General features: G+C 70.3%; 13 protein-coding genes. 3 read left to right on the forward strand and 10 right to left on the reverse strand.

From position 1 onward, the window contains the following. Positions 1–576, reverse strand: a 576-nt coding sequence (locus tag QM633_RS02155; RefSeq protein ID WP_415152078.1) for an MFS transporter, incomplete at its 3' end; no start/stop codon positions are given. A gap of 226 nt (positions 577–802) precedes the next feature. Between QM633_RS02155 and QM633_RS02160 the strand changes: the two genes are divergently transcribed. The 3 genes from QM633_RS02160 to QM633_RS02170 are packed head-to-tail and all read left to right on the forward strand — an operon-like array spanning position 803 to position 4,536. Continuing rightward, positions 803–2,176: an L-serine ammonia-lyase gene (locus QM633_RS02160; protein ID WP_415152090.1), complete on the forward strand. Its 1,374-nt coding sequence runs from the start codon at positions 803–805 to the stop codon at positions 2,174–2,176. A 45-nt stretch (positions 2,177–2,221) separates the two neighbouring features. Next, positions 2,222–3,262 carry an L-glyceraldehyde 3-phosphate reductase gene (gene mgrA, locus QM633_RS02165; RefSeq protein ID WP_415152079.1) on the forward strand — a complete coding sequence of 347 codons (1,041 nt, stop codon included), beginning with the start codon at positions 2,222–2,224 and terminating at the stop codon, positions 3,260–3,262. Positions 3,263–3,291: 29 nt separating this feature from the next. After that, on the forward strand, positions 3,292–4,536 hold the full coding sequence (locus tag QM633_RS02170; protein WP_415152080.1) for an endo-1,4-beta-xylanase: 1,245 nt from the start codon (positions 3,292–3,294) through the stop codon (positions 4,534–4,536). A 186-nt stretch (positions 4,537–4,722) separates the two neighbouring features. On the opposite strand, the gene QM633_RS02175 is transcribed toward QM633_RS02170, so the two are convergent. The 9 genes from QM633_RS02175 to QM633_RS02215 all read right to left on the reverse strand — a co-directional run bounded on the left by QM633_RS02175 (position 4,723) and on the right by QM633_RS02215 (position 13,592). Continuing rightward, positions 4,723–5,460, reverse strand: a complete 738-nt coding sequence (locus tag QM633_RS02175) for a 5'-methylthioadenosine/adenosylhomocysteine nucleosidase (protein ID WP_415152081.1) — start codon at positions 5,458–5,460, stop codon at positions 4,723–4,725. Positions 5,461–5,500: 40 nt separating this feature from the next. Next, complete coding sequence (locus QM633_RS02180; RefSeq protein ID WP_415152082.1) at positions 5,501–6,334, reverse strand: ABC transporter permease; 834 nt, start codon at positions 6,332–6,334, stop codon at positions 5,501–5,503. Continuing rightward, positions 6,331–7,185 carry an ABC transporter permease gene (locus QM633_RS02185; RefSeq protein WP_415152083.1) on the reverse strand — a complete coding sequence of 285 codons (855 nt, stop codon included), beginning with the start codon at positions 7,183–7,185 and terminating at the stop codon, positions 6,331–6,333. Before QM633_RS02185 ends, QM633_RS02180 begins: the two co-directional genes overlap by 4 nt. Before the next feature lie 67 nt (positions 7,186–7,252). Further along, positions 7,253–8,173 (reverse strand): ABC transporter ATP-binding protein, encoded by a 921-nt coding sequence (locus tag QM633_RS02190; RefSeq protein WP_415152084.1) that lies wholly within the window; start codon positions 8,171–8,173, stop codon positions 7,253–7,255. Positions 8,174–8,369: 196 nt separating this feature from the next. Continuing rightward, complete coding sequence (locus QM633_RS02195; RefSeq protein WP_415152085.1) at positions 8,370–9,203, reverse strand: aldo/keto reductase; 834 nt, start codon at positions 9,201–9,203, stop codon at positions 8,370–8,372. A 127-nt stretch (positions 9,204–9,330) separates the two neighbouring features. Next, positions 9,331–10,668: a DUF4921 family protein gene (locus QM633_RS02200; protein ID WP_415152086.1), complete on the reverse strand. Its 1,338-nt coding sequence runs from the start codon at positions 10,666–10,668 to the stop codon at positions 9,331–9,333. 232 nt (positions 10,669–10,900) lie between these two features. Next, the gene (locus QM633_RS02205; protein ID WP_415152087.1) at positions 10,901–11,752 is read right to left on the reverse strand and encodes an HAD family hydrolase; all 852 of its coding nucleotides are present in this window, start codon (positions 11,750–11,752) and stop codon (positions 10,901–10,903) included. A 203-nt stretch (positions 11,753–11,955) separates the two neighbouring features. Beyond that, complete coding sequence (locus tag QM633_RS02210) at positions 11,956–12,786, reverse strand: ABC transporter permease (protein WP_415152088.1); 831 nt, start codon at positions 12,784–12,786, stop codon at positions 11,956–11,958. Beyond that, positions 12,783–13,592, reverse strand: coding sequence for an ABC transporter ATP-binding protein (locus QM633_RS02215; RefSeq protein WP_415152089.1), 810 nt, complete (start codon positions 13,590–13,592; stop codon positions 12,783–12,785). The genes QM633_RS02210 and QM633_RS02215 overlap by 4 nt, the downstream gene beginning before the upstream one ends. Positions 13,593–13,770: the final 178 nt, after the last annotated feature.

Genomic DNA, 13,770 nt, shown 5'->3' on the forward strand with positions numbered 1-13,770 from the left:
GTCGGGCAGCCCGGCCCTGCGGCGGACGCCGGGGTGGGCACCCCGCACGCCGGGCGGGTAGACGAGGAGCCAGAGCAGCAGTGCGAGCGTTCCCAGCGCCACGCCGGGCAGCGCGACCGCCCACCGCCAACCGGCGGCCGCAGCCAGCGGAACGGCCGCGGCCATGGTGGCGGTGACCGCGATGTTCACCGTGGCCGTGTAGGCACTGCTGAGCAGTTCGGCGCGATGCCGGAACTGCCGCCCGATCAGCATCGGGACGACGAGGTTGCCGATCGTCATGCCGATCCCGAGCAGCACGGTGCCGACGAAGGCCGTCGTCACGTCGCCGGACGATCGCACGATCGAGCCGGCGAGAATGGCGCCCAGGCAGTACAACGCGCCGTGGTTGATGCCGGTGCCGCGCAGCAGCCGGGACGCCGCCGGCGTCAGCAGACCGAAGCAGAACACCGGGACGCTGGTCAGCAGCCCGGCGGCGGCCGCGTCCAGCCCCAGGTCGGCGCGCACCTGCGCCAGCAGCGGGGACACGATCGTCACCGGCGCCCGCAGCACCAGGGTGAGCGCGAGCAGGGCCGCCACCGGGACGAGACGCCAGAGCAGGCTGTGGCTCGATGATCCTGGCGGCACGCTTCCCTCGGGCTCTGGAGCGGAACCGGACGGAACGCGCGTCCGGCATCCGCCATGCTCCCACCGCCTGATGACCCCGACCGCTGTCGTCCACACCCCTGACTCGGCGCTCCGGGACGGTCGGGTCTCCGCGACCCGCCGGGAGCGTGCGGCCGTCCCGCCGTACTACCCTCGACGCATGGCGCTCAGCGTCTTCGACCTCTTCCGGGTGGGCATCGGCCCGTCCTCCTCGCACACCGTCGGCCCCATGAAGGCGGCCGGACGTTTCGTCGCGGCCCTCGCCGCCGACGGCCTGCTGCCGCGCGTCGCGGCGGTCCGGGTCGAGCTCTACGGATCGCTGGGCGCGACCGGCAAGGGCCACGGCAGCGTCCCCGCCGTTGTTCTCGGGTTGGCCGGTCACGCGCCCGAGACCGTCGACCCGCCGTCGGTGCGGCCCCTGGTGGCCGACCTCCGCCGCACCCACCGGCTCCCGCTGGCCGGCGGCCCCGAGATCGCATTCGACCCGGACGAGGATGTCGTCCTCTACCGCCGCCGCTCGCTGCCCGTGCATGCCAACGGCATGGTGTTCAGCGCAGGGGACGCCGACGGTACGGAACTGTCCCGGCGCACGTACTACTCGGTCGGTGGCGGCTTCGTGCTCGACGAGTCCCAGACCGGGCCGGACCGCGTCGTGCCGGACGCGACCGTCCTCCCTTTCCCGTTCCGGACCGGCGCGGAACTGCTCGCCCACTGCGCGGCGACCGGCTTCTCGGTGGCGCGGTTGATGCGCGAGAACGAACGCACCTGGCGCACGGACGCGGAGATCGACGCCGGGCTGCTGCACGTCTGGGGGGTGATGCAGGAGTGCGTCCAGCACGGCCTGGCCACCGAGGGCGTCCTGCCCGGCGGGCTGAAGGTGCGTCGCCGGGCGCCGGAACTGCTGCGCCGCCTCCAGCTCGAGGCCGACACCAGCGACCCCCTGCGTGGCATGGACTGGATCACGCTGTACGCGCTGGCGGTGAACGAGGAGAACGCGGCCGGTGGACGGGTCGTCACCGCGCCCACGAACGGGGCGGCCGGTGTCGTTCCCGCGGTGCTGACGTACTACCGCAGCTTCGTCCACGGCTGCAGCGACGCCGGCGTCGTCCGGTTCCTGCTCACCGCGGGGGCGATCGGCGTGGTGATCAAGGAGCTGGCCTCCATCAGCGGCGCGGAGGTCGGCTGCCAGGGGGAGATCGGCGCGGCCTGCTCGATGGCGGCGGCCGGCATGGCGTCCGTGCTGGGCGGGACGCCCGAGCAGGTGGAGAACGCGGCCGAGATCGGCATGGAACACAACCTCGGACTCACCTGCGACCCGGTCGGCGGCCTCGTCCAGATCCCGTGCATCGAACGCAACGCGATCGCGGCGGTGAAGGCGGTGACCGCCGCCCGCACGGCACTGCGCGGCGACGGGCGGCACATCGTCAGCCTCGACTCCGTACTGAAGACCATGCGGCAGACCGGCGCCGACATGAGCGTGAAGTACAAGGAGACCGCCCGCGGCGGCCTCGCCCTCAACGTGATCGAGTGCTGACGCCGTCGCGGCCGTAGGATCGCAGGAGCGACAGAAAGGTCACCGATGCCCATCCTGGACACCTACGTTCCCGATCCGGCCCGTTACGACGGGCGCATGCCCTACCGGAGTGTGGGCCGCAGCGGGCTGAAGCTGCCGGCGGTCTCCCTCGGGCTGTGGCACAACTTCGGCGACGACGTCCCGTTCGGCACCCAGCGGGCGACGCTGCGCCGGGCGTTCGAACTGGGCGTGACCCATTTCGACCTGGCCAACAACTACGGGCCTCCGTACGGCTCGGCCGAGACGAACTTCGGACGCCACTTCCGCGAGGACTTCCGTCCGTACCGCGACGAGCTGGTGATCTCCACGAAGGCCGGCTGGGACATGTGGCCAGGCCCCTACGGCGACCTCGGTTCCCGCAAGTACCTGCTCGCGTCCCTCGACCAGTCGCTGGCCCGGATGGGGCTGGACTACGTCGACCTCTTCTACCACCACCACTACGACCCGACCACGCCGATGGAGGAGACTATCCAGGCGCTGGACGCGGCCGTCCGGCAGGGGAAGGCGCTCTACGTCGGCATCTCCTCCTACTCGGGTGAGCGGACGCGCCAGGCGGTGGCGATCGCACGCGAGCTCGGGACGCCGCTGGTGATCCACCAGCCGTCGTACTCGATGCTGAACCGCTGGGTGGAGGAGGATCTGCTCGATGCCCTCGGCGACACCGGGCTCGGCGCGATCGCGTTCTCCCCGCTCGCGCAGGGGATGCTGACCGACAAGTACCTCGACGGGGTCCCGGCGGGCTCTCGTGCGGCGCAGGGGAAGTCGTTGTCGCCCGACCTGCTGACCGAGCAGAACCTCACCCACATCCGCGCGCTGAACGAGTTGGCGTCCGGACGCGGCCAGACGCTGGCCCAGTTGGCGATCGCGTGGGTGCTGCGGGACGACCGCGTGACCTCCGCCCTGATCGGGGCGTCCAGCGTGACGCAGCTGGAGGACAGCGTCGGGGCCGTGGCCAACCTGTCCTTCACGGCAGAGGAGCTCGCCCTGATCGACCGCTACGCCACCGAGGGCGGCATCAACCTCTGGGCCGGACCCAGCACCGCATAGCCCCCGAACCCCGTCACGAGGCACGCACGATGCAACAGGCAACCTGCGCCGAGACCGGGTGGGCGCACCGGCTGGGGTCCGCGGTCCTGACCCTGACCGGTGCCGACGGCGCTCCCCTGCCCGACACCGAGGTGGAGGTCTCCCAGCTGCGGCACGCGTTCACGTTCGGCAACATCGGGTTCGACCTTGTCGACCTGGCGAACGGGCGGGGCACGAACGGGGACGCCGAACTGGCCGAGCGGTGGCTGGAGCTGTTCAACACCGCGACCCTGCCGTTCTACTGGGGCACCTTCGAGCCCGAGGAGGGCGCGCCGCGCACCGGCAGCCTGCTCGCGACCGCCGCGTGGTTCGCCGACCGCGGCGTCCGGTTGAAGGGTCACCCGCTGATGTGGCACACCGTCCAGCCCCGCTGGCTGCTCGGCCGCCCCCTCGCCGAGGTGGAACGGCTGCAGCGCGAGCGGATCCGCCGCGAGGTCACCGCCTTCCGCGAGTACGTCGACACCTGGGACGCGATCAACGAGGTCGTGATCATGCCGGTCTTCACCGCCCAGGAGAACGCGATCAGCCCGCTGGCGCGGCACAAGGGCCGGATCGCCACGGTCCGGCTGGCGTTCGAGGAGGCGCGCGCGGCAGACCCGTCCGCCCTGCTGCTGATCAACGACTTCGACCTGTCCACCGCGTACGAATGCCTCATCGAGGGTGTGCTCGAGGCGGGAGTCGATATCGACGCGATCGGCCTGCAGACCCACATGCACCAGGGGTACCGCGGTGAGGAGCAGGTGCTGCAGGTCGTCGAGCGGTTCTCCCGCTACGGGCTTCCGCTGCACTTCACCGAGACGTCGCTGGTGTCGGGCGACCTGATGCCGCCGGACATCGTCGACCTCAACGACTACGTCGTCGACTCCTGGCCCAGCACGCCGGACGGGGAGGCGCGCCAGGCCGACGAGCTCGTCCGCCACTACCGCTGCCTGGTCGCCCAGCCATCGGTCGAGGCGATCACGTACTGGGGCATCACGGACGCCGGCGCCTGGCTCGGCGCCCCGATCGGGCTGCTCCGGGCCGACGGCTCACCCAAACCGTCCTTCGCCGCCCTCCGTGAGCTGGTCAAGGGCGAGTGGTGGCTGCCACCCACCCGTCTGCGCACCGACGCCGCCGGCCAGGTGTCCGTCCGCGGATTCGCCGGAGACTACGAGCTCACGCTCCGCGGGCAGGCGACCGGCTTCACGCTGACCGCCGCTGCCGACGTCGAGGTCGCGGTCAGCCCGGCCCGCTGACCGTCCGGGTCGGCTGACCGTCCGGTCGGCACCGGCACCGGCACCGGCACGAGGAACCGTCCCCGCGCAGCCGGCATGAGGAACCGTCCCCGCGCAGCCGGCATGAGGGGACGGTTCCATTCCCGTTCGCTGGTCTGTCCCCATTTCCGTTCATTTCGGAACGAGGGGACGGTTCGGTCGTGCGGGTCAGGGACACCAGGGCAGCGCGGTCAGGACGAGATCCCGCGCGTACGGGGCAGCGACCTCCCTGAGGAACTTCGGGAAGTCGATCAGGGCGTCGGCGTCGGCGCGGTCGGAGATCGTACGGGCGACCGCGAACGGGACCCCGGCCGTATGGCAGACCTGGGCGATCGCCGCGCCCTCCATCTCCACGGCGAGCACGTCAGGCAGGTCACGGCGCAGCGCGTCCGACAGCTCGCTGGTCGCCACGAACACATCGCCGGACGCGACCAGGCCGAGGTGCCAGTGCGGGTCGGCCAGGCCAAGCGCGGCGAGGTCGGGACGGTGCTGTCCCACCACCACCTCTGCCGCCGCGGCGAGCGCGGCCGTGAGCGCCCGGTCGGCCGGGATTCGGGCGAGTTCCAGGGACGGCACCACCCAGCGTTCCCACAGCGGGCGCGCGTCGAGATCGTGCTGCAGCAGTTCGGACGCCACCACGACATCCCCGGGCCCGACGGACGCCCCGAGCCCGCCTGCCGTGCCGACCATGATCACGGCAGAGGCCTGCTGGGCCAGCAGCGTGGCGGTCGACGCGGCCGCGACCTTGCCGACGCCGGAGAGGGCGAGCACGACGTCGCGTCCGCACAACCGGCCGGTGTGGAAGTCGCGGCCCGCGACGCGGCGGGTGCTCAGTGGCGCCTCCAGCGCAGCCGCCGTCCTGATCGCGGCGAGCTCGTCGGGCAGCGCGGCGACGATCGCGATCATCCCGGTCTCCTTGCTCGTGGTCCTGCGACCACAGTCTGCGTCACCGGAGGAACAGCGCGCGAAGCCTTCTCGTGGTGAAGCCGATTCCGAGCAACGACATCACCAGAAAGTATCCGAGGTGCACGGCGGTCGACGCCTCGAAATGGCCCACCGACAGCTGACGCATCAGCTCGACGCCGTGCCACAGCGGCATCACCATCACGAACCACTGCACGGGTTCGGGGAACACGGTGATCGGGAACAGGGTGGAGGAGAACATGAACATCGGCAGCAGCGCGATGTTGATCCAGTCCATCTGCTGGAAGGTCTCGAAGTAGCTGGTCAGGGCCATGCCGAGGGCAGCGAAGCCCAGCGCGATCAGCAGCGCCACCGGGATCATCGCCAGCGCCCACCATGAGGTCGCCAGCCCCATCACCGCGATCACGATCGTGAACCCCAGCGCGTACAGGAAGCCACGGAACAGGGCCATGAAGATCTCGCCCGCCGCCACGTCGAGAGGCCCGAGGGAGGTGGCGAGCATGCCCTGGTAGAGCTTGGCGAACTTCAGCTTGAAGAACACGTTCCAGGTCGAGTCGTAGATCGCCCCGTTCATCGCGGACGTGGCCAGCAGCGCCGGCGCGATGTAGGCCGCGTAGGCGATCGGGCGTCCGTCCGGCCCTGCCACCGTCCCGATCAGCCCGCCCAGCCCGTACCCCATGGCGAGCAGGTAGAACACCGGCTCGAAGAAGCCGGAGACCATCACGAGCCAGTTCTGCGAGCGGATCACGGCGAAGCCGCGCTCGATCACCGCGCCGGTGTTGCCGGAGGAGTTGGACGCGACCCAGGCCGACACCGGACGCCGGCGCCGGAGGCCCTCTTCGGGTGCGGCGCTCACCGGGCCAACCGCCTGGTGAAGTTGCGCACCGCGAGGACCGCGCCGCCGCCGGCGAGGACGAGCAGGAAGGCGAGGTGCACCAGAACCATCCCCCACGGGACGGCGAGGCCGAAGGCGAGCAGCCGCGCGAGCTGGGTGCCGTGCCACATCGGCGAGATCCAGCCGATCCAGCGCAGGAAGACCGGCATCGACTCGAGCGGGAAGAAGGTGCCCGCGAAGAGGAACATCGGGTTGATGATGAACCGCTGCACCATCGCGAACTGGTAGCCCTCGTTCTCGATGGTGGCGGCGTAGGCCATCAGGGGGGTGCCGAAGGACAGCCCGGCCAGCACGGCGACCACGACGATCGGCCACGAGCCCGCACCGACCACACCGGCGACCAGCAGCACGAGCCAGAAGATCAGCGAGATCCCCGCGAACTTGAGCGCGATCGCCACGATCTCGCCCAGGGCGACCTGGGCTGCGGACGCGGCGGTCGCGCTGCGCGCGTAGTAGAGCTTGCCCCACTTGAACCCGTCGACCACCGGGAAGGTGGTCTCGCCCGCCGCGGCCATCACGACGCTGCTCACCAGCAGCCCCGGAGCGACGAAGGTGAGGTAGGGCACGCCCTCGACGCCGCCCGACCCGGCGTCCACCAGGGTGCCCAGCCCGATACCCATGGCGATCAGGTACAGGATCGGCGTGAGCACGGCGTAGCCGAGCGCCGACGACCAGTACGCCTTCATCCCGGCCAGTCGCCACTCGGCCTGGTACCACCACCCCCACCTGCGGGTGCGGGCGGCCTGGCGGTCGGGACGGGGCGCGCGGCCCGAGTAGGCCAGCGCATTGGTGTCGACGAACCCCGACGACACCGGTCCCGGTCGCCCGCGGCCGGGAAGGGCGGGGCCCTGAGGAGGGGTGGCAGAAGAACCCACAGGATCAGTCAACGAGGCTCCGTCCGGTCAGCCGGAGGAACACGTCCTCCAGGGACGAGCGCCGCACCAGCGACGTGACCGGGACCAGCCCTGCCCGACGCACGGCCTCCAGGGCCGCCTCCCCGTCGGGTGTGTAGAGCAGGACGCGGTCGGGCAGCGGCTCGAGCCGCTCGGCGAAGCCCGCCAGCCGCTCCACCAGGGCGGCGTTGCGGTCGGATCCGAATCGGAGCTCCACCACTTCGCGCGTCGAGTAGCGGCGGATCAGCTCGGACGGGCTGCCCTCGGCGACGATCCGGCCGTGATCCATCACGATCAGGCGGTCGCAGAGCTGTTCGGCCTCGTCCATGAAGTGGGTGGTGACGATCAGCGTGACCCCCTGTTCCTTCAGCCGGAACAGCCGGTCCCACAGGATGTGCCGGGCCTGCGGGTCGAGTCCGGTGGTGGGTTCGTCGAGCAGCAGGATGCGCGGCTCGTTGACGAGCGCCCTGGCGATGGTGAGCCGCCGCTTCATGCCGCCGGACAGGTTGTCGACCTTCTCCTTCGCCTTGTCGGTGAGTTGGGCGAAGGAGAGCAGTTCGTCCGCCTTGGGACGCAGGTAGTCGTACGGCAGGCCGAAGTAGCGCCCGTACATGATCAGGTTGTCGCGCGCCCTCAGTTCGTTGTCGAGGTTGTCGGTCTGCGGGACGACGCCGAGACCCGCGCGGACCTCGGGACCGTTCACCTCGGGGTCGAGCCCGTTGACCAGCAGCGTCCCCGACGTGCGCAGGCTGGTGCCGCCGATCATGCGCATGGTGGTGGACTTGCCGGCGCCGTTGGGCCCGAGCAGCCCGAACGACTCCCCCGGGGCCACCTCGAAGGAGATCGCGTCCACCGCGCGCAGTTCGCCGAAGGTCTTGGTGAGCTCTCGCGCTTCGATCACAGGCACCCGGTCACCCTAACCGTCGCCACCGACAGCGGTGAATGGGAAAGGAACCGTCCCCAGAACGGAAGAGGGGACAGACCTGCGCACGGGAAAGGAACCGTCCCCAGAACGGAAGAGGGGACAGACCCGCGAACGGGAAAAGAACCGTCCCCCGAACCGGAAAGGGGACGGTTCTGGCTGGGGGTTGGTTGGGGGCGGGTCAGAACTCCTCGTGGACGGCGGGGTCGGCGTCGAAGAGCCGACCGTCAGGACGCCCGAGCGCGGTGATCGCGGCGACCTCCGCCTCGGTCAGCGCGAAGTCGAACACCGAGAGGTTCTCCAGCTGGCGGCTCGCCGACGCGGCCTTGGGCAGCGGGAGAGTGCCCCGCTCGACATGCCAGCGGAGCACCACCTGGACGGGCGTGCGGCCGTGGGCGTGCGCGATGCCCGTGACCACCGGGTCGTGCATGACCTCACCGGCCCGGCCGAGCGGGCTCCACGCCTCGGTGAGGATGCCGCGCTCCGCGTCCACCCTGCACTGGAGCTCCTGCGGGAAGTACGGGTGCAACTCGATCTGGTTCACCGCGGGGGTCACACCGGTCTCGGCGATGATCCGGTCGAGGTGCTCGGGCAGGAAGTTGCTCACGCCGATCGAGCGCAGGAGCCCCTCCCGCTGCAGGTCGACGAGGGCCTGCCACGCCTCCACGTAGGCGCCCACGGCCGGGTTCGGCCAGTGGATCAGGTAGAGGTCGATGTGGTCGAGCTGCATCCGGTACAGCGACTCATGCACGCAGGTCTTCGCCTCGGCGTAGGCGTGGTGGCGTCCGGGGAGCTTGGAGGTGACCAGCACCTCCTCCCGCGGGATGCCGGAGCGCCGGATCGCCTCGCCGACCGCGCCCTCGTTCTCGTAGTTCACCGCGGAGTCGATCAGCCGGTAGCCCTGGGTGAGCGCGCTCACGATCGCCGCCACCCCGCTCTCGCCGCCGAGCGGGAAGGTGCCGAAGCCGATCGCGGGAAGGGTGTGTCCGTCGTTGAGGGTGTAGCCGTGGATCATGGCTCCGACGCTAGCCCGACCCGCCCGTCCCGACCAGTCCGCGGACGCCGGGCGGGCACCGCAGACCGGAGCGCCCGAGGGGACGCGCCTGCCTCGCGGTGCCGCGAAGCCGCGGGCGGCGGATCGGCTACCCGCGGTTGGCCCGATAGCGCAGCGAGTTCGGACGGCAGGGCGCCTCGGTGGCGATCTGCATGTCGGCGATGCGCCCCTGGTCGCGCAGGGCGTACAGCTGCGGCACGATCCGGTCCCGCAACGCGTAGGGGTCGATCGTGTTGAGGTAGATCTTCGTCGCCCCCTCGAAGCCGGCGACGGTCGACACTCGCCACTTCAGCATCACCCGCCACGGCATCGGCAGGTCGGAGTCGACCGGCCGGTAGTGCCACTCCTCGTTGCACGGCACCGCCACCCCGGACGCCGCGTGCATGGCGTGCACCATGTCCGAGACGGCGCGCAACTCCTGCGGCGTGTGGTTCCACGGGTCGGGCGCCTCCGACTTGGAGTAGATCTCGATCGTCGGGTAGCGGTGACCGAAACCCGCGAAAGCGATCGCGTGGTCGTTCTCCGCGATCACCAGGTTCTTGTACGCGGCGTAGTTGACCCCGTACTCGTTGTAGATGTTCGCGTTGGCGCGCAGCCGCTCCATCGCCTGCTCGTGCTGGGTACCGCGCTCGTCGATCGCCACCAGCTGCTTGTGCAGGTGGTCGAACGACGCCCCGGCCGGACGCAGCCAGTTCTGGAACACCGCCACGTAGCGGGCGTACCGGTTCAGGTCGAACAACGCGGCGGTCGACTCCACGGTGAAGGCCATGAACTGCTCGTGCTCGGGAGGCGTCAGCGTGCCGGAGGACGCCAACTGGGTGTTGTCGGTGGCGCCGTCCACGAAGTGCCGGCGCGCCACGATCACGTCGTGCCCGCCGCCGAAGAACCCCGACGCCGCCTCCAGCTGGCCTTCGACACCCATCGCGTCGATGACCGCGTCGCTGCGTCCACCCGCCTTCAGCTTGGCGCGGACCACCGCCAGCACGTGCTCCCGGCCCGCGTCCGAGGCCAGGTAGGCCGACTTCCGCTCGCGCACCCTCGACGGCAGCTCGTAGCCGTAGTTGAGGTGCCAGTAGTCGTAGGAGAGGATCTCGAAGAGGTTCGGGACCCGACGGAACTCCGCCACGGTCGCCTCCAGCTGGTCCGCCGAGGTGCGGTACCGGGTCTCCCAGGTGCCGTCGTCGTGCCTGACGACCCGGGACTTCTCGGGCGGGGTGTCCAGGTAGCGGCGCTCGCAGAACGCGCAGTGCCTCCCGTGCTGGGCGGGGTCGAGCGGCACCGGATCGGGCAGCGCGACACCCAGCGGGCGGTTGCCGCGCCCGGCCACCGTCCACACCTCCGTGCCGCTGAACGGGTTCAGCTGCTTGACCGTGCCGTCCTTCAGCTGCGTGATGAACTCCGGCTCACGCAGGTACGGCTGCACCACATCGGCCCCCTCGCTCGTTGTACCGATTCAGGGTAATCCCCCCGCCGGCGGGTCAGGACCCGCACGGTGCCGAGCCGCCGCGCGTCCGCGACAGATCGGGGAGCGGGCCGGTCCGCGTCGAGCACAGACGTCGGTGTCCCTCCACACCGGCCGCACGTCGTCGCCCGCAGCAGCGCTGCTCAGCAACTCCCGGGTGACCAGGTCCCGGAGCGTGCGGGAGCCGGGCCGCGGCTCAGGACGCGAGCCGGCTGGGCTCGGGGACGCGCCGGCGCGCGCGCCGTCCGCCGAACCAGCGGTCGAGCTCCTGCGCGGTGCCGCGCTCGGCGAAACAACCGGTGACGTGGTCGGCGGCCGCCCGCACCTCGGTGCAGGCGTCACCGACGGCGACCCCGCGTCCGGCCCAGGTGAGCATCTCGATGTCGTTGCGGCCGTCACCGATGGCCAGCACGTCGGCCGCGGTGAGGCCGAGGTCGGCCACCACCTCGGCCAGCGCGGTGGCCTTGTTCACCCCGGCCGGGGCGATGTCGAGCCACGCGCTCCAGCCGACCGAGTAGCTCACCCCGTGCAGGCCGAGGCGTCCGGCGAGCTCGATGAACTCGGTGTCGGAGGACTCGGGGTCCCGCACGATGATCCGGGAGACGTCGCTGCCGGCGAGGTCGTCGACGGTGACCGTCTCGATCGTGCCGGTGAGGTCGCCGTCCGGGAACTGCCGGGTGACCCGGTAGCCCTCGCCGACCACCTCCGCGGCGATCGCGGCGGTGGGATGCTCGCGCAGGACCCGCTCGATCACGTCGGCGGGATTGAAGGTGATGACGTTGCGCAGTTCGAAGGGCGGGAACGCGACCGTCACCGCGCCGTTGGAGGACACAGCGGGCCCCGCAGGGAGCCCCAGCTGTTCGAAGACCGGACGCGTGGCATGCCAGCTGCGCCCCGTCGTGAGGACGACCGGAATCCCGGCCGCCGTGACTCGCCGAACCGATCGGCGTACTTCGGTGGGTAGCACTCCCTCGTGATCGACGAGCGTCCCGTCGATGTCCAGTGCCACCACTCGCGGCCTCCAGGCCGCCAGTTCACTGTTCTTCATACTGGCGCCAAGGCTAGCTCGTCCCGGTGAAGACCCGGTGAACCCGCCGCGAACTCCTGCCCGGACACGGGGACGGTCCTCCCGCGACCGGCACGACCGTCTCCCGTAGCCGGCACGAGAGAACCGTCCGCCCGGTCAGCCGGCACGAGGGGACGGTTCCCGCGTAGGGGGCTCGAGGGGACGGCTCCTCGTGCCGTGCGGGTTCAGCGATTCTTCTCCGAGCGGGCGTAGAGGAAGGTCCCCACGACCAGGCAGAGCACAGTCAGGACGATGATCGCGATCAGGCTGACCATCGGGTTGAACAGGACCACCGAGCCGAAGTCGGGGCTGCCCGCGTAGACGACCGCCCGGCCCAGGTCGACACAGTAGGTCATCGGCAGGATCCGGCTCAGCACGAACAGGACGCCGCTGGAGTTGGCGATCGGGATGATCACGCCGGACAGGAACATCTGCGGCATCGTGATCATCATCACCGCCATGTTGGCGACCTTGTTGCTCTTGATCACGCCCATCACGATCATCGCGAGCGCGCCGCCCGACAGGCACATCAGCGGCGCCAGCACGAGCAGCGCCAGCAGCTGCCACCCGGTCAGCGTGATGCCCATCACCAGTCCGACGACCAGGACGCCCAGGCACGACACGATCGCCATGAACGACGACCCGACGATCTTGCCGATCACGATCGAGTACCGCGACACCGGCGAGACCAGCAGTTCGGCGGAGTAGTTGTCGTCACTGTCGTCGACCAGCGTGACCATGCCCATCGTGGTCATCATGAACAGCATGTTGACCAGCATCCCGACCAGCATGAAGGTGCCGAAGTCGAAGTCGAGACCGCTGGCCATGTTCTGCATCAGGTTGCCGCCGATCATGCCCATCATCAGCAGCGGCATGACCAGGCTCATCACCAGGGTGGCCGGGCTCTTCAGGGTGATGGTGATGTCGCGGGCGGCGACGGCCACGACGGCGTTCAGTTCCCGCGCCGCGCGCGAGGTCGCCGGGCGGACCGAGCCCGCTGCCATGGAGACACTCATGCCGCCGTCCCCCGTTCCAGGTCGAGGGCGTCGAGGTGGTCGGCGCCGTCGCGGCGCAGGAAGTCGACGTACGCGTCCTCGAGGGTGTCGGCGCCGAGGCTGCGCTTCATCTGCTCCGGCGGGCAGCACAGGGCGATCCGGCCGCGGTTGATCAGGCAGACCGTGTCGGCGGACTCGGCCTCGTCGATGTAGTGCGTGGTGAGGAAGACGGTCGTGCCCCATTCCCGGCGCACCCGGTCCAGGTAGTCCCACAGGTCGTGGCGCGCGACCGCGTCCAGACCCTGGGTGGGCTCGTCGAGGAACAGGACGTGCGGAGTGTGCATCAGCGAGCGGACCACCTCGAACTTGCGGGCCATCCCGCCGGAGAGCTTGCCGACCTTCGTGAACAGCGACTCGCGCATGCCGACGACGTCGGCCAATTCCTGGACGCGTTCGCGGTACTCCGCCGGCATCATCCGGAAGGCCGGCCGATAGCCGTACAGCCCGTAGAGGCAGGCGTGGATCCGGATGTTCTCCTCCGCGGTGAGCGAGGTGTCCAGGCTCGGACGCTGCGCGATGACGCCGATGTGCTCGCGCACCTGGCGGTCCTCCCGCTCGATGTCGTAGCCGGCGATCCGGACGCTGCCCGAGGTCAGCGAGAGTGTTGTGGTGAGGATCGAGATCGTGGTCGTCTTGCCAGCCCCGTTCGGGCCGAGGAATGCGAAGAACTCGCCCTCCGCGACCGTGAAGCTCACCCCGTCCACGGCGGGTCTCGTGGCCTTCTTGTACTGCTTGACGAGGTCGTGGACCTCGATCACCGGTGCCATGTCGGTTCTCCTTCGACGTCTGTGTTGACGCCAGTCTGGGCAGCCGAGGTCAACCCACCGTCAACCCGGTGACAACGGGATGTAAACGCGATCGCCCTGCGCGCTGCCCGCAGGAGCGGGCCGTCCCCCGCCGCGACGCCATGGGGCGGGCCGTCCGCCGGGCGTCGCGCGGCGGGCA

The organism is Propionicimonas sp. (genome assembly GCF_047606205.1).
Taxonomy (GTDB): Bacteria; Actinomycetota; Actinomycetes; order Propionibacteriales; family Propionibacteriaceae; genus Propionicimonas.